Genomic DNA, 20,646 nt, shown 5'->3' with positions numbered 1-20,646 from the left:
CAGTCTAGCTGCTAATGCTTCAAACATTATTTTGCATGCAGTTATGTTAAAACTTGCACTTTAATATCTGATGTTAAACTGCTTTTAATGAAATAGATAAAAACATTTCTCTGTTTTGTTAATGTCTCTGTATGAAACACAATAGTGATTTATTTAAATACATTTATAGTGTGATGATACAGAAACATAGTTTTGTCTAGGTTATTACTAATATAAAAATTTATTATCTTACTACTAAGTTACTTTTATTGTAATCTACTACTCTAATCTTTTTAATACCCTCTGTATAAAATGCAATCTAGTAGTTTATTTAAACGCATCTTGTAATGTGATTCTGAGAAAATGGTTAAACATGCTTTTGCCTGATCTATGTAGGTTGTTGCTATTTCTAATGACTTTTCAATGGCATTGTGGGATTTAATGTAGTATATAGCCTGTTCTAGGTTTTGATTAACAGATATTTGGTCCCAGAATTTTTTTTCTTCTGATGTTGCATTTTTGTATGCAATGATAACTGGTAAAGTTGTTTTTCCTGTTGAAAGATCATTCCCTAATTTTTTACCAAATTGTGCATTTGAAGCCGTATAATCAAGAATGTCATCCATTATTTGAAAAGCAACGCCGAGATTATTACCAAAACTTTTTAATGCTTCGCTTTCTTGTGGATTAACTTGTGCAAGATGAGCAGCGGCTTCACAAGTTGCTCCAAATAGAGAAGCTGTTTTTGCAGAGATAATTTCAATATATTTTTCTTTGGAAATGTTTATGTTATAACTAGAAAGCATTTGTTGTATTTCTCCTACTACAATGGTATTAGATGTTTGGGAGAGTATGGATAGTATATTAAGATTCTTACATTCTATAAGCCATTGAAAAGATATGGCAAGTAGGAAATCTCCAGCTAAAATGCTTGCTTTGTTTCCCCATATAAAATTGGAAGTTTTTTTCCCTCTTCTGAATTCACTTTCGTCTATTACATCATCATGTAACAATGTGGCATTATGTATAAATTCAATGGCTGCTGCAATAGGTATTTTATTTTCATTTGTACAGTTTAGCATCTTGCATATAATGAAAAAAATGATGGGACGTATTCTCTTCCCTCCAGATTTGATTAAGTGGTGTATAATTTCTGTAATTAAAGCAATGTGTTTATCACTATGGTGGGAAATTAAAATTTCCATTGCATCTAAATCTTGCTGAATTAGTGATTTTAATTGTAGAAGTGTATTGTTGAATTCATTTGTCATGTTTAGTAATTCTAAGATTTTTCATAATATTTGTGTTTGTAGTAAAGTTTGTTAACTTTGTATTTATAGAAATATGGAACAATAAGTACAAATATGTAACCCCATGATAATTTATATCATATTTATATATCAACTTCATTATTAATTCTGTTTATATTGAAAGAGTAGCAAAGACATTTACTATGCGCTTATGAACTGTAATAATTTACAAATTCAATAGGGTGTGGATGTAGCTGTAGATCTTTTACTTCTAGTGTTTTAAGTTTTATGTATGAGTCAATTTGATCATTAGTAAACACATTTCCTGCTAATAGAAATTCTCTATTGTTGTCTAAGGATTCTAATGAATCTTCAAGAGAACTTGCTACAGAATTTAATTGTTGTAATTCTGCTTTATCTAGTGAGTATAGGTTTTTATTTATTGCAGGTCCTGGATGGATTTTATTTTGTATACCATATAAGCCAGCCATTAACTGTGCAGAAAAACATAAATAAGGATTTGCAAGTGGATCTGGAAAGCGTACCTCTATCCTTTTAGCATTAACATCATTTTGAGGTACGTATGGTATACGAATAGCAGAAGACCTATTTTCGTATGAGTAAGTTAACCAAGTTGGTGCTTCAAAGTGTGGTACTAATCTTTTATAGCTGTTTGTTGAAGGGTTTGCAAATGCATTAATTGCTTTCCCATGTTTTATAATACCACCTATATAATATAAACAAGTTTCTGATATACTGCCATCGGGGTTCACGAAAAGATTGGTGTTATTTTTCCAAAGAGATTGGTGACAATGCATACCATTGCCGTTATCTCTGATGACTGGTTTTGGCATAAAAGTTGCAGTTTTACCATAAGATGATGTGACTCCATGTACTATGTATTTGCATTTTTGTACATTATCTGCACTAGCAAGTAGTTCATCATGCTGAAACCCAACTTCGCATTGTGATGCAGCAACTTCATGATGATGTATTAAAGGTGTAATACCTACTTCTTTAAACATTATTAACATTTCTGATCGAATGTCGTGTAACGAATCAATAGGAGGAGTTGGCATGTATCCGCCTTTAACTCTTGGACGATGATTATTATTAGAAAATTCTCTTCTTTGATACAAAATATCATGTTCTGCTGACTCTATTTTAAAGTAAGAGTCATACATTCCTGTGTAAAATTGAACATTGTCGAATACAAAAAACTCTATTTCTGGTCCAAAGTAACACTTATCAGCAATTCCTGTAGATAGCATATATTCAGATGCTTTTTGTGCGGTATATCTTGGATCTTTAGAGTATTGAGATTGATTGTATGGATCTACTATATTGCAGATTATGACTAGTGTTGATTGAGCAGAGAATGGATCTACAAAAGCTGTACTGATGTCTGGTAATAATATCATATCAGATTTTTCTATTGACTGCCATCCGGGAATTGATGAACTGTCGAAATTAATCCCTGTAAAAAGTACTTGTGCATCTGTAGTTTCTGCACTACGTGTTATATGATGCCATCTTCCGTTAGAATCTGTAAATCTTAAGTCTATAAAATTTATTGCATTTTTTTTTATGTAGTTTAAAGTATCCTCTGTAGAAAGGAACATGATAAGATTACCAAGCTTAAAAACAGATAGGATATCAAGTTTCTTGTGCTTTTGCAACATACATATATAATTTATTAGGGAATTTGATTAGTAGATGTATAAGTTTATTGAGTTGTATTGTTACAGAAAATAAAGAAAAATCTTTACTTAACTTTAGGAAAATGATTCAATGTTATCACTACTTTTATCTTTGATTAAGATCCCGTAGCTCAGTCGGTAGAGCAATTGACTTTTAATCAGTGTGTCGCGCGTTCGATTCGCGCCGGGATCACTGTTTATTTTTATAATGATCTGTTTCTGAAATGAAGTTAGAGTCTCAATTCTTAAGCTTTTTATATTCTCGTGGATATTTTAATCAATGTACTAACATTAGTGCGTTGGATCAGTTAATGAGTAAGCAATGTGTACATGCATATATAGGGTTTGATTGTACTGGTAAAAGTTTACATGTTGGTAGCTTAGTGCAAATTATGATTTTGAGATACCTTCAAAAATTTGGTCATAAACCTATAGTATTATTGGGAAATGGTACAACTAAAATAGGTGATCCTTCTGGTAAAGATAAATCGCGTGTAATGTTATGTGCTGATGAAATTGAAGCAAATACATTAGGGATTTATGATGTATTGAAAAAGTTTATTAAATTTGGAAATGGTCCCACTGATGCTCTGTTGGTACGTAATGCTGAGTGGTTGAATGATTTAAATTACATAGAATTTTTAAGGAATATAGGTAGACATTTTTCTGTCAATAACATGTTAACTTTTGATAGTGTGAGGTTGCGTTTAGAAAGGGAACAGAATCTTAGTTTTTTAGAATTTAATTACATGTTGTTACAGTCCTATGATTTTATAGAGCTTAGTAAGCGGTATAATTGTTTATTACAAATAGGTGGTTCTGATCAGTGGGGGAACATTGTTAGTGGTGTAGAGTTAGGTAGAAAGTTAAAGTTACCAGAGCTTTTTGGCCTTACAACTAATTTAGTGCTTACAAGTTCTGGTGAAAAGATGGGTAAGACTGCACAAGGTGCAGTATGGTTGAATGGTGATATGTATAGTCCTGTTGATTATTGGCAATATTTTCGTAACGTCAAAGATGAAGATGTTGGGCGTTTTTTAAAATTATTTACTGAGTTACCTCTTGATAGAATCAAAGAGTTGGAACTCTTGCAGGGATACGAAACTAATGAAGCGAAAAAAATATTAGCTACTGAGGCTACTAAAATATGTCATGGGGAGGAAATTGCGCGAAATATTGCTGCTGATGCACTTAAAGTTTTTGAGTGTAATGATGATTCAGGCTTGTCGGCTTTTTATGTGGATAGACATGATGTAGATTTAGGATTGCCTATAATAAAATTACTTCAGATATCTGGTCTGGAAAAGAGTAATAGTAGTGCGAGAAGACTTGTCAATGATAAAGGATGTAAAATTAATGATGTAGTTATATTAGATGTAAATTACAAATTATCCTTAGAACATTTTTGCAATGCATCCTATGTTAAATTAAGTTGTGGGAAAAAGCGTCATTTAAAAATAATGTTAAAGAGTGATTTTTAGTAAAAAGCATAGGATAAAAGAAGCTATGACAAATTATGAAGAGATATTTGATAGTAAGATTAAACTTATAAAGGAAGAGGGTAGATATAGAGAATTTACAGGATTTTCTCGCATTCCTGGTCAATTTCCTTATGCTATCGAGTGTAATGTGAATAATGTAGTAACATTGTGGTGTAGCAATGATTATTTAGGTATGGGACAAAGTGAACATGTAATGCTTGCTATAAAAAATTATAGCAGTAGTGTTGGTGCAGGTGGTACTAGAAATATTTCTGGTACTACAAAGGAGATTATTGAGCTTGAAGAATCATTAGCCGATTTACACAGAAAGCCTGCAGCTTTAACTTTTGTCTGTGGTTATGTTGCAAACCAGACTACTATCAGTACATTACTTTCTGTTGTTCCAGATATTGTAGTATTTTCAGATGAGAAGAATCACTCCTCTATGATAGAAGGGATTAGGGGAAGTAATAGGGCAAAGCATATATTTAAGCATAATGATGTTAAACATCTTGAAGCTTTATTAAAGTCTATTGATAGATCTTTACCTAAGATTATAATATTTGAGTCTTTATATTCTATGGATGGAGATGTAGCTCCGATTGCAGAAATTTGTGATTTAGCTGATGAATATGGTGCAATGACTTATGTAGATGAAGTACATGCAGTTGGTATGTATGGAAATCGTGGTGGTGGTATATCGGAGCAGGAAAATATATCTGATAGGATTACTATTATTCAAGGTACTCTTTCTAAAGCTTTTGGAGTTATGGGTGGATATATTACTGGATCTAAGAGTTTAATAGATGTTGTTAGAAGTTTTGCTCCTGGTTTCATTTTTACTACAGCTTTATCTCCGCTTATTGCGTCTTCTGCTAGAATAAGTGTTGAACATTTGAAAAATAGTTCTGTTGAAAGAGAAAAGCAACGAGAAGTTGTTAACAAAGTAAAGGAATCTTTTGCTAGAGCTGGTATTAATTTTTTAAAGACTGATACACATATTATTCCTGTTATTATAGGTGATCCAGTAGCTTGTAAAGATATTTCAAAAATATTACTTAATGATTACAAAATATATATACAATCTATTAATTATCCTACTGTACCTGTGGGTACAGAAAGATTGAGGATTACTCCTACACCTTATCATACAGATGAAATGATAGATATATTAACTCAAGCACTAGTTGATGTTTTAGGTAGGTTTAAAATAATATGTTAAGTCAAGTTAGGTTTCTTGCCAAGCGTTTGTAATATGTATTAATCCTTTTGAAAGTGAAAGAAAATATAGGTCAAATCTTATGTTGTATTTTTCAAATTTTTTATAGTAAGTAATAAAGTACTTTGCTACTCTGATAATTGATTGTTGTTGTTTATAAGTAATGGGAATTTCTGACCTAAGTATACTAGTTTTGACTTCTATAAAAACCAAGTTTTGATTTTTAGAGGCAATGATGTCAACTTCACCTAAGGTACATTTGTATCTGTGTTTTATAATATGATATCTTTTACACTTTAAGAGCCAAATTATAATGACTTCTCCCAAATAACCTATCATGTTGTAGGTAGCTTTTAAATAATTCTTTTTGGTTTGCATGATATGGTAAAAGTATTAATGGAAACCAGTATATCAAATTTTCTAGTGAAGTGGAAATGATTCTCAATTAAGTTTATGGTGCTCTTTTGTACTTGGTTTATATGCAATACACTTTGTATTGTTTTGCTACTTTTAAAATGCCAGATAGTGTAAGTATATCTCAAGTAATTTTTTTAAATGTACATAATGGTACTTGCAGTAAAAATCAGTGTGTTAAATTTTTTACATCTAGTGAAGATAATGTTTAATTAGACTGACAGCTTTTCAGATAATGTTTTGTACCTGATAACTATAATGCAATGTCTTTTATACTGTTGATACAAGATTGTTATACATATCAAGTGTTAATATTATAGCAGTTATCAGATGACTTTTTTATGAAACATTATGAATATAATTGTTAGTGAGAATTGATATCTAAATTTTTTAGCTGTATAAAAGTGGTTATCAATTGAATCTGTAGTTCTTTAATAATACTTGATATCTAGTACTTGTATGTAGTAGCCTTTTGTGTTTAAAATCTGATAATAGACTTCACTACTCAGTGTTTACTGCTTATACATATCAAAAGGTATAATGCATTATATAAGGATGAATTTCTTTTATATTATACATAAATATAAAGTTACAATATTAATTAAGTTATGTGTGTAGCAATAAGTTTCTTTGTTATAGTTTAACTTTTAAAATGTGGTCCATACCAGCACTTTATTATCCACTCTGATTGCCAACATACATAAATCATTGTTTGACACTGATGCAGCCCATTATTATATAAGTTTACAGTAGGTTTTGCTGCTTATCGCATTTAACAAAAAAGTTGTTGGCAATTTCCATACTACATACAAAATATGTAATGTTGATAAGTAACAGGTTTATTTGTATAAAGGTAGTATTGTATCATAGTTCAACTTGATATATTAATATCATAAAATCATTGATGAAGAGCGGCGTATCAAATTTTTTGTAGTGTCATTAAATTCACGCATTTTCTCAAATAATGTATTTGTATCTGTGTTTAAAAATATAAATACACTTTTATATTTTAAAATAGAACTATGATTTTATATTAAAAATGGCATATAGTATCCTAAGAATACTTATATGATGATTTTTTGTGAAATGTTTATATGGACCATCAGTGTGATTCTTTCATTTTGTGTTACATTGTAAAAAAGTGTTTTTTCTTGAATAAGCCTGTGAAATAACATAGGCTTAGTGAATTAATATATAGTGTTTGATAGTGATTTTTCGTAGTGGTGCAAATATAAATTTTTCTAAGTATAGAATGTGTGCTATGTTCTGTAGCGGTGTTCTAATGCTTATATCAATATTACTTGTTTTATTTAAGGGTATATGCTTTGGTACAGATTTTGCAGGTGGTATTGTTATTGAACTTCGTGCAAGTCAAATAGATACTAGAAGTATTACATTGAAACTGCAAGAAAGAGGTTTTGTAGGGTTTTCTGTGCAAAGTTTTAGAAATAACGATAAGGAATTAATGATTCGTTTTAAGAGTGGAAAAGATGTAAATCATACTGATGCTGTTGAAAAAATAAAATTAGCATTAGGGGAAATATTAGGTGAAGTGACTTATTTAAAAATAGACTATGTTGGGCCACAGGTTGGATATAAACAGATTTTTGAAGGACTATGTGCAATAATTTTTTCATTGTTAGGTATGTTTTTATATTTGTGGGTAAGATTTCAATGGAGATTTGCATTGGGTGGTGTTTTGGCACTGATACACGATGTAATATTAACATTAGGTTTGATTAGCTTGTGCGACATTGAGTTTAATCTCTCTTCTACTGCAGCAATTTTGACTGTTATTGGTTATTCAGTAAATGATTCAGTGGTAATATATGATAGAATTCGGGAATTACTTAGAAAGAAATTGCAAAAAAAGTTGTCTGATATAATTAATGTAAGTATTAATGCTACTTTGTCTAGAACTATATTGACTTCTGGCACTACCATGTTAGCATCTTTTCCTTTGATGTTGTTATGTCAAGGTACTGTTAGAGAGTTAAGTATAATTATATTTTTTGGTATAGCTGTTGGTACATATTCTTCAATATTTATAGCAACAGCGTCTTTGTCTGATAACGTTAAAACTTAAGGTATTTGAGATATTTTTTTAATGTGTTGAGGAGATTTTTTGATGGATACTCAGTAGTTGATAATCCGTATTATCAAAAAGCGCTGTTTATATATGAAATTTTTTATAATAATAGTGTTTTAACTACAATTTTATATGCTGCTAAATTTTACTTGGTGTTGTATATTTGATATATATCTTTAAGGTAAACACAGTTGGTAATATTGGTTATGATGCACTTTTATAATAGGTGAGATTTATTTATAACCAATATTACAACGTTATTTTATGTATTAGACTAAAATTCGAGCGCAATATGAAAGTTGTGTTTTCTTTACAAGAATAAACTTTATTGATTGTGAAATTAGTGAAGCTTGCTTAATTAAAATGCAGCTGTCAAAATGTGTAATGTTTTTATGATAGTTGAAGGTTTAATCTATAGATGATGATCTATTAATTTTATATATTCTTTGAATAGAAATCTTTATGGATGTTGAAGTCATGTTATTCCATTTTAAAAGTTGGACTATTGATAAAAGCATTGATTGTTGTATGAACAGTTGTTACTTATCAATATTATATATTTATATTTATGTGGAGCGAGAGATAAGAATTGATCTTGTGTAGAGGAATACTTTTTGTGTAGAAAGTAATCAATAGTAAAGTTTATTATAAACTTACGTAATAGTAGGCTTTATTGATATTGCAAAGGTTTGTGTGTTTTAATAGCAATAGTGGTAATAAAGTTCTGTTGAGGTGTACATTTTAAAAGTTAAAACTATGATAAGGAAATTTGTTGCTATACACATAGAATTAATATTGCACCTTTATATTTGTAGTCATATAAAATAAATTTATCCTATATAGTAGGTTATACTTTTTAATATGTAAAAAGGAATAAATGCTGTTAATAGTGAAATTTATTATCAGTTAAAAAGTTGAACTATGATGAAAATATTTATGGCTGTATAAATAAATTTGTTACTTGTCAATATTATATATTTATGCATAGCATAAGATAAGAATTGATCTTGTGTAGAGGAATACTTTTTGTGTAGAAAGTAATCAATAGTAAAGTTTATTATAAACTTACGTAATAGTAGGCTTTATTGATATTGCAAAGGTTTGTGTGTTTTAATAGCAATAGTGGTAATAAAGTTCTGTTGAGGTGTACATTTTAAAAGTTAAAACTATGATAAGGAAATTTGTTGCTATACACATAGAATTAATATTGCACCTTTATATTTGTGTGTCATATAAAATAAATTTATCCTATATAGTGGGTTATACTTTTTAATATGTACAAAGGAATAAATGCTGTTAATAGTGAAATTTATTGTCGGTTAAAAAGTTGAACTATGATAAAAATATTTATAGCTATGTAAATGAATGTATTACTTATTAATATATATATTTATATATAGTGTAAAATAAGATTGAGTTAACTTTTTGTGTAGAGGTAATCAGTAGTAAATCTTATTGTGGGTTTCTATAATAATGATCTATTAACTATAGAGTACTGATTTTATATACTTTAATAAAGAACAAGATAATGCTTAGTACAGTGTTATGTATTAATTATTACATTTTAGAAATTTGACACTAGTAAGTGCTTGTATTGCCTACGCTATTAGTGAAGTTTATGGTTTACTCATACAGCTCTTGAGATATTTATTAAATGGGAGGCCGGAACCGGAATTGAACCGGTATAAAAGGATTTGCAGTCCTCTGCATAAGCCATTCTGCCATCCAGCCTAACTGTTGTAAATTTTTGCTATTTGTTCTAGCATTAATATAGCATCGTTTTTTGATCTTTGAAAAGAATTGCGTCCTATAATTGACCCATCACCCTTACCTGATTTGATTGATTGTATTTCGTGCAATAGCTCATCTTCAGTTTTTGCTTCTCCACCTGAGAAAACAACTAGTCTTCTTCCTGCAAAGCAAGATAATTTTACGTACTCTACCCTTTGTTTTAAATCTGAAATATCATAAGGAATAGAATCTCTCTCTATGTGACTTGTTGGTAACTTAACCTTTATAATATTTGCGCCAAGTGATGCTGCAATATGTGCAGCGTATGCTACTATATCTACTGCTGTTTCTCCTTGTTTTGAAATGTCATTTCCACGTGGGTATGACCATATCACAACTGCTAACCCTACTTCTTTTGCTTCTGCTATTAGAGCTCTTGTCTCTCTAATCATTGAGAAAAAATTGTGGGAACAAGGATAGATAGTTAACCCTATAGCTGAACACCCTAACCTTAGGGCATCTTTTACAGAAGATGTAACAACTTGGTCAGGAAAACTGTTTTTTGGTGAAAGCAGTGTAGAATTATTTATTTTAAGAATAAGAGGTATAAGGCCGGAGTATGTTGATGCACCAGCTTCAAGCATACCGATTGGAGCTGCAAATGCACTAAACCCACCCTCAATGGCTAATTGAAAGTGATAATGTGGATCATAAGACTGAGGGTTTTTTGCGAAACTTTTAGTTGGTCCATGTTCCATACCTTGATCTACAGGTAGTATTAGCAATTTCCCACTACCTGCAACTTTACCGTGCAATAGCATTCTTGTTAGATTTGCTTTGACACCTGGGTTCTCACTTTCATAGAATCCTAGAATATCTTGAATAGGATTATTGGCTAGCACAAAGTTTCTACATATTAAACAAACACAATAATATTAGCAAATTTTTTATCTACTACAAGAATAAAATAACATGTGTAGTTATTCGAATGCGTGTGTAAAAATCAGGAGAAAGAATTTAGAATATGTGAATTGCTGAGTGAGAATGTCTGTTAGGCATGTATTATTCGAAAGTAAAATAAATGTTTTAATTTGTGTGCTATTTATATTGTAGTTTATAGTTTGTTAACTTTTATCAGGTGTAGTATAAGTAATGTAACTTACTGATAAAGGGCATTTTTATTATCTGGATCATGTAATTAATGGCTTCATCTGAGAGAATATTAACAGCTTATTGTTAATGTGTGTTAATAAAGTTCAATTTTTTTAAAATTATGTTAAAATTTTTAAGATTTTTGTACTTAACTTGGGTTCCATTATGTATCAACAACAACCTGGCATTGAAAGCATAAAAATATTGTTGAATAGTAAATTAGAAAAAGTAGCTGAAGTGTCTGTAAACTATATTGAAATGTGGGAATATATTTATTGGGCTCATTTGATACGGTCTGATGATTATTTAGATACTATTAACCTAGTTAGGAAATGTGATAAGGAACATGACATATTTCATCATGCAGTGATGTGTAACCCTGAAGTATTTATATCAAAAATAACCGCACCGAAATTTTCTTCAGTTCTACAAAGTATAAAAGATAAAACAGGAGATTGTAAGACAATAGAATTAGGTTTGTTAAATGGATATGCTTTGTCTGTTATAGTTGCAGATCCATTATTTGAAGAATTTCGGTTAAAAGTTACTAGTGTTAGAATAGGAGGCATAAATTTATGCCAAGATATTTATAATGAAGTAAAAGAGAAAAATAGCAGTAGAGGTATTGATAAATGTTCTGAAGAAGATGTAGATTTTTTAGTAAGAGGTGTTATGTATGAAAGCCATATTAAAGAATATCTTCATTTATTTCCAAATTTAATTTATCTAGATTGTGTTGTTGCTGAGCAAAAGTGTTGTGAGGTTTTGTTTGAGACTTTGCAACATTGTACACCTAAATTGCATTCTCTTTCTTTAAAATGTGCAAATGCTATACCTGCTGTTGAGTGGGAAGTTGGTAGAAAAGTTAGTACTCGATTAAAAGTAAAAGATCTTTTATTAACAAACTGTTCTGTGGATGCATTACGGTATTTTTCTGAGGTTGAATCTTTATTTATTATTGCACCACAAAATCTTCCTGAAAATAGAAAAATATTACTCCATAATTACTATGACAATCCCTGCTCAGTTGCGCAATTGTTGGTATCTACTAACAGTTATATGATAGATTCTGACGGGAAGATGTCTTGTGTAGATGTGGATTATGATGTCATGTCCTTTCGGAAATTGACAGTGCTAGCTATTAACCCATGTCAAGATATGTCATCAATTCTATATATGGATGGTTTGTGGGATACTAAAGCTGGATTAAGCTTTATTGATCAATTGATTACTAGCAAAAAGTATAATTTGTTAAGTGGTATTATGACTTCTCATCCTAGTTCTTTGGATCAGTTATTTTTTATTACATCTCCGATTCATAAGTTTGCTTTATTAGAAGATAGTGAAAAATTATTTCTGAAATCAGTGAGCTGTAATTTTAGAAGTGCTACTTCATTGATTAAAAGTTTGGGAGTTGGATATTTAGTACCACATTTTTCTTATAGTAAGTTTGGTGCTAGTAAAAGAGATTTACAACTTATTCAATTAAGGTTGAAAATTAGTAAAGCACTCAAAAATTTTGACTCAGAGTTGTTTACGAGTGAGACGATATATGATGATATTATAAAATATATAACAAGGTTAACATGTGATGTAAATGAAGTAGGAAATGATCAATCTGCATCTGATAAGTTCTTAAAAAATGTTTTTTTTAAAGCGAATTTTTGTGATGCAGTAAGTGCGAAATATTTAACAAAAATTGTTTCAATGAATTTTCCTATAACATTCTGTGGTGAATTTTTTGGTGGTTTGTTGCCTTATGCAGAAGGTTTAGATATTTACTTAGTTAGTGGAATTGGAGCATTTATACGTGAAAAATTTTTGAAAGAAGAGATTAAAACTTTAGCAGATTTAAAAGATGCTTTGTTAGTGTTTCAAAAAGGTGCGCAGACACGTATTGCTGGTGCAAACGAAGCTGTAAGTCAAGTGATAGGTTTGATGTTGCTTGGTGATGTACGACAAAATGCACAAAGTCCAGATGGATCAGTTAAAGCGTTATGCCTATCAAAATTAGATTCATATTCTAAAGAAATTTTAAGTGATGTTGTGGGGGTAGCTAATGTTTTACAGATGGATAAGAGTAAAAAAATTATTTCTTTTGTTGAAAGTGCTTTGTGTAAAACTGTACCTTCCATAATGAAAAGGATAATACTTACTATGGAGAGTAAACATGTTAATCTGATAGGTGATTTTTGGCATAGTGTGTCTGAGTTGTATGATGATGAATTTACTGACATGTTACCTAACAACTATCTATTTTGTAAAGCTATATCTGCTTGTAGTACAATAACAAGCACTATTGAAGATACTAATCCTTATGTGCGTGCATTTTTACTAATGGATAATGTGAAAGTGAAATTAGTAGAATTAGAATATGGTTATGTAAAATTGCGAATACCAAAATTTGATCAAAGTGCTAGTAAAGTAATGTCAATTTTAGCAGTTTTGACATTTTTAAGGCAAGTCTTGAACTTCAGTGGAATGAGTGATGAAAAAATACTTTGTCATTTAAGTGCTTGTGGTGTGGAAGATTTCATGAGTATGACTATCGTCGTGGTTAATTTAGCATTTAATGAACTAAGAAATTTTAAGGAACAAAGATTAATTGCAGATCATAGGGATTTAGGGTTTTATGAAAGTCTTAATCAAGCTTTTATTCAGCATAAAATATCTCATGAATTCATGATAAAAGTATTATCTGATGTGTTAGCAAATACTGTTATAGAAGTTGTGAAATTATATGAATTGTATTTAGTTCCACTACTTGATAGAAAGGTGCAACGTTTAGTAGATGTTATTGGCCATGCATCTCAAGATACTTTACGTATGAAAAATGTCATTAGTGCTTACATAATGTCTGTCCGTGATGTTTTTTTTGTCAAGAATGATTTGTATCATTTTGTTGAGGATAAAGTAGTAGGTTCAGATGTTGAAATGTTTAATAGCATTAAGTCATTTTCTCCTGTTTCTCGTAGAGGTTTGCTTGATATCTTAAATATGATGTTTTGTGCTAGAGAGTCAGATGTAAGTCTACTGATTCAGCAGCGGAGTAGTTGTGTGTTTATGCGCTCGCAACCAATTATGAAAGATGTAAATTTTTCATTTAAGAACTCAAATAGGTATAGATTTCTTTATAGAGCAATAAATACTATGTACATTCCTTATGAAGAGAAGTATGAGGATTCTTTTGCTGAATTACAGAATATAGGTAGTGTTCCTATCGTATTGGTTTCTTTGTTGTTTCAAAAGATATTTTATTCTTATGCTAAAAATACTATAGATAGGCAATTGCTATTTAAAATTCTCTATAAATTTCAACACTATTTTTATTTTCAGTTTATACAGTATTGTTTTGTTCTTCCTCAAGTGTTGCAGAATGATTCTGATGCATTCATATATGTCAAGCAATCTCAGTATCTTGTTCAAGTGTTAAGACGGATTGAGCCAGAAGTTATTATCAGTACAATAGACAATGCCATGAAATCTGAATGTGATATTACGGGATTGTATAATACAGTTCTATCTTCCTTGGTTTCATTAGATAAAAATGCTGTACCAGCACTGAGTAGTAAGGAAAAAAGTTATTTTTCTAAAATGGTTGATTTGTTTCAAACTAACTTCGAAACACACCAGATACTTAATGGTGATGTGATGAGAATCATATCCATAAGATTAACTTTTGAAGATTTTTCTGTCCAACAGTCAAAATGCTATAGTGACTGTGTGTTTGCAAGTTTCGGTAATATAAAAATGTTAAACCCTATCCAAGGGTACTGTGATCATTGGATAGCTGATGTAAGAAATCAAGTATTAAAATGTACAGGATTACCTGACCTAAATGTTTTGGATATTAGAAATGATTTAGTAAATAGGTGTAAAAATGTTGAAGGTGTCAATGATCTGACTTATCAATTGATTCTAGATAAGTTAGAACCTTCTATCTTACCTGTGCAATACCTTGATGAAATAGCTTGTTGCATAGTATTAGATCTTGTTCAGCGTGTTGTTGATAATGAGTACATAAATGTTTTTTACGAGAAATTAGTTGATGCACTTGTATCAAGAAAAAAGTTGGGTACTATGAAAAACATTTGCGAAACTGTATTGCAAACATTGAAAGACTTTTTATTAAATAAAGATAAGTTTTTGGTAAGTGTAAGTTCACATAGACAAACATCACCAGAAAAAGAACAAAAGGCTGCTGATAGTTTATTGTCTCAATGCTTTGCTGAGTGGTGTTATGTTATATTAGAAAATCTGTTTAAAGGTAAGAATTTAGCTAATAGTATTAAATCTTATAGTATTGCTCAATTTGTTAATGATAATGGACTACCGGAGAGTGCACTGTTGGATTTAGAAAAAAGAATGAAGCAAGGGCAACAGTCTGATAAGTATTTGAGATTGATTAACAGATTTAAATCAATATGTATAGGAAGTAGTAACAGGAAAATTCTAGACCGTGTAGGCACAGTAAGTAGACAAGTGGAAATTTTTAATATTGAAAACAGTAAAATAGTTTCTTTGATGCAAGAAAAGCTGTTAATGAGTAAAGATAATCCTGATTGTAATATTTTAAAGTTGTTAAATGTTGAGCAGTACGATTTAACTTGTTCTAAACAAAAAAGTGTGAAGATATTGAAAATTGTGGCGATGATGTTTTATGCGTTAAAACCTTGTAATAAACAACCTATCTCTGTACATCAATATGTTTGTGATAATGTATACATTTCTTTAATGAAAATGTCTTTAATGAGTGTGTTTTTTGATGAAAATGTAATGTCTACATCTCACATTATTTCAATAGCACGAGCACTATTAAGTATGTTTAGTAATAATCCGTATTTTGTTGATGTGCAATCTTTGGATATTTCAGAAAATATAATGAAATATGTGGCAGGAACTCAGTATGGTGATTTTGAAGATAAGACTCCACAAATGATTTGTCATTTAGGGTTTCATTTGGTTTGGGAAATGCTGGGTATATTATTGCGTGATTTAGTTTTAAATTGTTTAAGCGATGTAGATAGCAGTTTGCGTCATGCAGAAGATTATTTTAAAAGATTAAATAACATTGATGATTATACAATGTTATTAGTGAAATTTTATCATAGAAATGTTTTATTTCGATATAGTAAGCAAATTTCTGCAGATAATAATTTAGAATTGCATCCGGTTGTATTTTTGTGCAAATTCTTGAAAGTTTTTGACTATGATTTGTTAAAGTATTACTTTCCGGAATTTGTTCTTACTTTAGCAAATGTTAACATCTCTAAAGATCAAATATCAGGTATAGCAGCTACTAATAGCTTAGAAAGTGGAGCAGAGTTATCTGAATTAGATGGAAACAGTGTAAGTAAAAAACAGCGTAGTCGTAAAAAGAGTAAGAAGAAAGGAGAACAAGTTTGTATCAGTGTAGCTGGTGAAGCAGAATTAATGCCTTGTGACGAAAAGGTTGAAGAACTTATTATTAGCACGTGTCTGAATGACTTGCCAGAAGGTACAATAGATAGTCTTGAAGTTAAAGACAGTGATCATTTGCTTATACAGGAAGAGAATGTTGCTGCTGTTACAGGCACTTTAAATAAGAATCAGGTCCCTTCTGATCAGGTAGAAAATGAAAAAGAACATCAAGACAAAAGAAGTGAAGTACAAAAGAGTTCTAAAAAGAGTAGTAAGAAAGCAAAGAAAAATGCTGCAAGTAAAGATAAAATTGTAACTTCTGTTTCAGAGAAAATAGATGTTCTTCCTGTCAATGAAAGTGTAAGTAACGAGTGTGATGTAGAAGAGAAAGCAGCGAATGATATTAAAGTAGATGATGCGTTACCTGAGCAGGAAAAAGAATCTAGTGCTATTGTTATAGAAACTTTAACTGATCAAAGACAAGAATCTGCTGATGTATTAACGAGTGAGCAAGTATTTAAAAAGGAAGAAGATAAAGTACAAAAGAGTTCTAAAAAGAGTAGTAAGAAAGCAAAGAAAAATGCTGTAAGTAAAGATAAAATTGTAGCTTCTGTTTCAGAGAAAATAGATGTTCTTCCTGTCAATGAAAGTGTAAGTAACGAGTGTGATGTAGAAGAGAAAGCAGCGAATGATATTAAAGTAGATGATGCGTTACCTGAGCAGGAAAAAGAATCTAGTGCTATTGTTATAGAAACTTTGACTGATCAAAGACAAGAATCTGCTGATGTATTAACGAGTGAGCAAGTACTTAATGAAGGAGTCAGTAAAGTACAATGTGATTTTGTGGATGGTAAAGATACTGCTGAAAGTAAAGAAAATGAGGTGGTAGAACTGGCTTCTATTGTCGAGGAATCTATTAATGAAAGTCTAAATCGCGTAGATAGTCTGGAAGGAGAAGTAACAGATGGTGATGAAGCTCAGTTTAAAGGTATTCTACTTGTACAAGATGAAAACAGTGATGGTCAAGAATTGCTTACTAAATCATTAAGTAGGAAGGCAAGTAAGAAAGCACGAAAACTGGCACTCAAAGTGCAAGAAGGCTGTAAAAAAAGTGAAAGGAAAGCACAACAACACAAGAAGCGTAATAATGTAAAGAAAATTGTTAAAGCTGAAGCAGAGTGTACTTCTGTATTAGAAGATCGGTGTTCAAGTGTTAGTCCTACTTCTAAAGAGTCCGTCAGTAATGTTATAACAGAAGCTATTCCACAAAGTAGTAATGCAGATCAAGATTGTGAGCAACTTCAAGTTAGTGATATCAAAATATGTGATGAGATATTACATACTCATAGGTCAGATTTAGAAAAGTTATTTGGATCATATGATGAGCAAAGACTGAGGTTCATAATTGAATCAATAGGTATTAAGAATCTTATAAGTACGAAGATTATAAATGTAGAGATGAAAAGGATAAAACGTATTGCTGCTAGTGACACTAGTTTGGATATAGTCATGCCCTCGCTAAGATATACATCCTCTTTATATCGTATAAAAAGTGAATCTATGTGTGGTTTGAGATTTTCTCATTTTTTGTATAGTGTGCAACTGATTGATAGTTTGTTTGAAGTTGTTAACAGTAATTCTGGTTCAAGTAAAGTAGTTGTGAAAGGTGCTGCTCATAAAGTTCTTAAAAATGTTTTTGGATATAGGAAGGATTATAACTTTTTTATTATTCTAATGAAGGTGTTTATATTACTTAACTTGTCAACTGCAGCAATATCGCATAGTGATGTCAGTCTTAAAACAGTAAACGTGTATTTTAAACATTCTTGTGACGTCTTTAAAATGGATTTGAATCCTATAATGTTAGAAGTTATGCAAGTGTTAGAGAGTATTAAAGGTCAGGAGATTGCCTTATATCAATTGCAGAATTGTATGTCAAAGATATTTTGTAAATTTTTTAAAGAGAGTATGCCTAGGGATAATTATCCATTGAGATTTTTAAAATCATTGCTAAGTATATTGTCTATTATTACTGTTGATACGTCTCTGGCTAATGATAATGATTTAAGGATAGTAAGAGATGCTGCAATGTTTGGGTGTATTGTCTACATTGGATCTATGTCTCAGCAGTATACTGTACAATATTGGAAGTTAGGACAGGAGAATCACCCTTTTAAACAATTAACCTACAAGAATAAATCATGTTGGTTTATGCAAGAAGATTATAACAAGGTAATCAATTTGGTAAAATTGTTCAATGCTCTTAGGAATAGATTGGTTCATTGTTATGATTCTGAAAATGAAAAATTTGCTGAGAGATTTAAAACTCTTTCAAGTCAGGGAAGATGTTTTAATTCTAGATACGATATAGCAGATGTTCTGCCTGCTGGAACTGGACACAAGTGTTCTAATGCTTGGCATAGTACAAGCGATTTTTTTGCATCGTTGTCAATTACTGCATTACAGACTGAATTATTATTAATAACTGATAATGATTGTGATCCTTTAGAGTACAGTTTTTTAAATAGAATGTATGCTTTTTTTCAAAGATGTAGTGTTGATATATACCCTAATGCATTGTCGGAACGTGTTGATGTGGATGCTGATAAAGTGCTTGCATTAATAAGACTTCGTACTGCTTTATCTACATTCTGTGATAATTCTACTTCTGAATTCAGGTCAAGAGAACATTATGTATTATCTCTTAATAGAATAAGAAAAGGCATGCAGCGCTATTGTGATAATAAATTATTTAGTGCAGATATTAAGAGGTATACTACTATTGGTAAGCTTTTAGAAGAAAGACGTGCTATATCCTTTGATGCAGATTCAATGTCTAGTACATCACCTGTTGGTGATAATGTAGATGACTTGCATTCCGATAGAAATAGTCATGTATTTAAAAAACAAGATGTAGGATTTGATACTGTTACTGATTTTACTAAGCAGAGCACAGCTGTTGATGTCAAATTGGAAATGTCTCCTGATACTAATTTAGTAAGAAGTATGCAATGTGGTGATAATTTATCTGTGGATATGGATTGTGGTACTGGTTTTACAAGTCCTGTTAGAGAAGGTAATAATACTTCTGATATGGAAAGTGTACCTAGCTGTAGTAGATTAATTGATGTAGAAAATAGTAATAGTGGTGTTACTGGAGATTATACTTTTAATGTAAAACCGGAAGTGCCTAGTTATAGTAGACCAATTGGTGTAGAAGGTAGCAATAGATTAGTTAATGTTACTGGACGAGGTCATTATACTTCTGATGTAGAACCAAAAGTGCATGATTATAGTGAACCAATTATTTATGATACTGTAGATAGCTTGCATTCCGATAGAAATAGTCATGTATTTAAAAAACAAGATGTAGGATTTGATACTGTTACTGATTTTCCTAAGCAGGGCACAGCTGTTGATGTCAAATTGGAAATGTCTCCTGATACTGATTTAGTAAGAAGTATGCAATGTGGTGATAATTTATCTATGGATATGGATTGTGGTACTGGTTTTACAAGTCCTGTTAGACAAGGTAATGATACTGCTGATATGGAAGGTGTACCTAGCTGTAGTAGATTAATTGATGTAAAAAATAGTAATAGTGGTGTTACTGGAAATTATACTTTTAATGTAAAACCGGAAGTGCCTAGTTATAGTAGACCAATTGGTGTAGAAGGTAGCACTAGATTAGTTAATGCTACTAGACGAAGTCATTATACTTCTGATGCAAGACCAGGAGTGCATAGTTATAGTTATTCAATGCAAGATGTGCAATGTGGTAATAATTTGCCGGGAAGTGTGGTAAATACTAGTGTGGTTACTGATTTATCTGTACAAGAAAGTTTACAGTTTAGTTCTAATTTAGTAGGTGATGTGCAATGTACTAATAGTTTAGCAGTGAGTAGTAGTACTAATCTCATGAGTTTATCTGGAAGGTGTTTTGATGCTAGATCAAGAATGCATGGTTATAATGAGCCAGTAAGAAATGCACAACATGCTTATAATCCTTTAGTTAATGCAGATGTTTCTGATTTTATGACTAGTGCTTATGAACATCAAAGAGATAATACAACTTATAATGCAAGATTTAGTATGCATGGTTATGGTAGCCCGGTAGAAATAGTACAACCTAGTAGTAATTTGCCAGGTAGTCAATTAAGTGAAAATACTTATGTACAAAATTATTCTGCTTTTGGTGCAAGACCAAAAATGAGTTATGGCGGTCAACAAA

Annotated in this window: 8 protein-coding genes and 2 tRNA genes; 5 read left to right on the top strand and 5 right to left on the bottom strand. The window is 30.8% G+C overall.

The features are described 5' to 3' along the window. Positions 1 to 272: 272 nt before the first annotated feature. Both DRF75_RS04055 and glnA read right to left on the bottom strand, forming a co-directional pair. The gene (locus DRF75_RS04055; RefSeq protein WP_045171151.1) at positions 273 to 1,250 is read right to left on the bottom strand and encodes a polyprenyl synthetase family protein; all 978 of its coding nucleotides are present in this window, start codon (positions 1,248 to 1,250) and stop codon (positions 273 to 275) included. A gap of 188 nt (positions 1,251 to 1,438) precedes the next feature. Beyond that, on the bottom strand, positions 1,439 to 2,851 hold the full coding sequence (gene glnA / locus DRF75_RS04050) for a type I glutamate--ammonia ligase (RefSeq protein ID WP_045171161.1): 1,413 nt from the start codon (positions 2,849 to 2,851) through the stop codon (positions 1,439 to 1,441). Between the two features lie 198 nt (positions 2,852 to 3,049). Here glnA and DRF75_RS04045 point away from each other — a divergent pair. The 3 genes from DRF75_RS04045 (at position 3,050) to hemA (ending at position 5,632) form a co-directional block, all read left to right on the top strand. Further along, positions 3,050 to 3,122: transfer RNA gene (locus DRF75_RS04045), tRNA-Lys, on the top strand. Between the two features lie 31 nt (positions 3,123 to 3,153). Further along, complete coding sequence (gene tyrS / locus DRF75_RS04040) at positions 3,154 to 4,410, top strand: tyrosine--tRNA ligase (RefSeq protein WP_129992707.1); 1,257 nt, start codon at positions 3,154 to 3,156, stop codon at positions 4,408 to 4,410. 25 nt (positions 4,411 to 4,435) lie between these two features. After that, positions 4,436 to 5,632: a 5-aminolevulinate synthase gene (hemA, locus tag DRF75_RS04035; protein ID WP_129992708.1), complete on the top strand. Its 1,197-nt coding sequence runs from the start codon at positions 4,436 to 4,438 to the stop codon at positions 5,630 to 5,632. Between the two features lie 6 nt (positions 5,633 to 5,638). On the opposite strand, the gene DRF75_RS04030 is transcribed toward hemA, so the two are convergent. Beyond that, positions 5,639 to 6,007, bottom strand: a complete 369-nt coding sequence (locus tag DRF75_RS04030; RefSeq protein ID WP_129992706.1) for a YraN family protein — start codon at positions 6,005 to 6,007, stop codon at positions 5,639 to 5,641. Between the two features lie 1,243 nt (positions 6,008 to 7,250). Here DRF75_RS04030 and secF point away from each other — a divergent pair. Continuing rightward, positions 7,251 to 8,129 (top strand): protein translocase subunit SecF, encoded by an 879-nt coding sequence (secF, locus tag DRF75_RS04025; protein ID WP_129992705.1) that lies wholly within the window; start codon positions 7,251 to 7,253, stop codon positions 8,127 to 8,129. Between the two features lie 1,662 nt (positions 8,130 to 9,791). Here secF and DRF75_RS04020 read toward each other — a convergent pair. Together DRF75_RS04020 and DRF75_RS04015 are read right to left on the bottom strand one after the other, a co-directional pair. Continuing rightward, positions 9,792 to 9,863: transfer RNA gene (locus DRF75_RS04020), tRNA-Cys, on the bottom strand. Then, positions 9,863 to 10,765: a class I fructose-bisphosphate aldolase gene (locus DRF75_RS04015; RefSeq protein WP_129992704.1), complete on the bottom strand. Its 903-nt coding sequence runs from the start codon at positions 10,763 to 10,765 to the stop codon at positions 9,863 to 9,865. Before DRF75_RS04015 ends, DRF75_RS04020 begins: the two co-directional genes overlap by 1 nt. A 415-nt stretch (positions 10,766 to 11,180) precedes the next feature. Between DRF75_RS04015 and DRF75_RS04010 the strand changes: the two genes are divergently transcribed. After that, on the top strand, positions 11,181 to 20,646 hold a 9,466-nt coding region (locus DRF75_RS04010; protein WP_129992703.1), incomplete at its 3' end, for a hypothetical protein.

Origin of the sequence: Ehrlichia minasensis, from assembly GCF_004181775.1 — a bacterium.
Taxonomy (GTDB): Bacteria; Pseudomonadota; Alphaproteobacteria; order Rickettsiales; family Anaplasmataceae; genus Ehrlichia; species Ehrlichia minasensis.
Note: the sequence above shows the minus strand (reverse complement) of the source record. Positions and strands in the feature narration are given on the sequence as shown.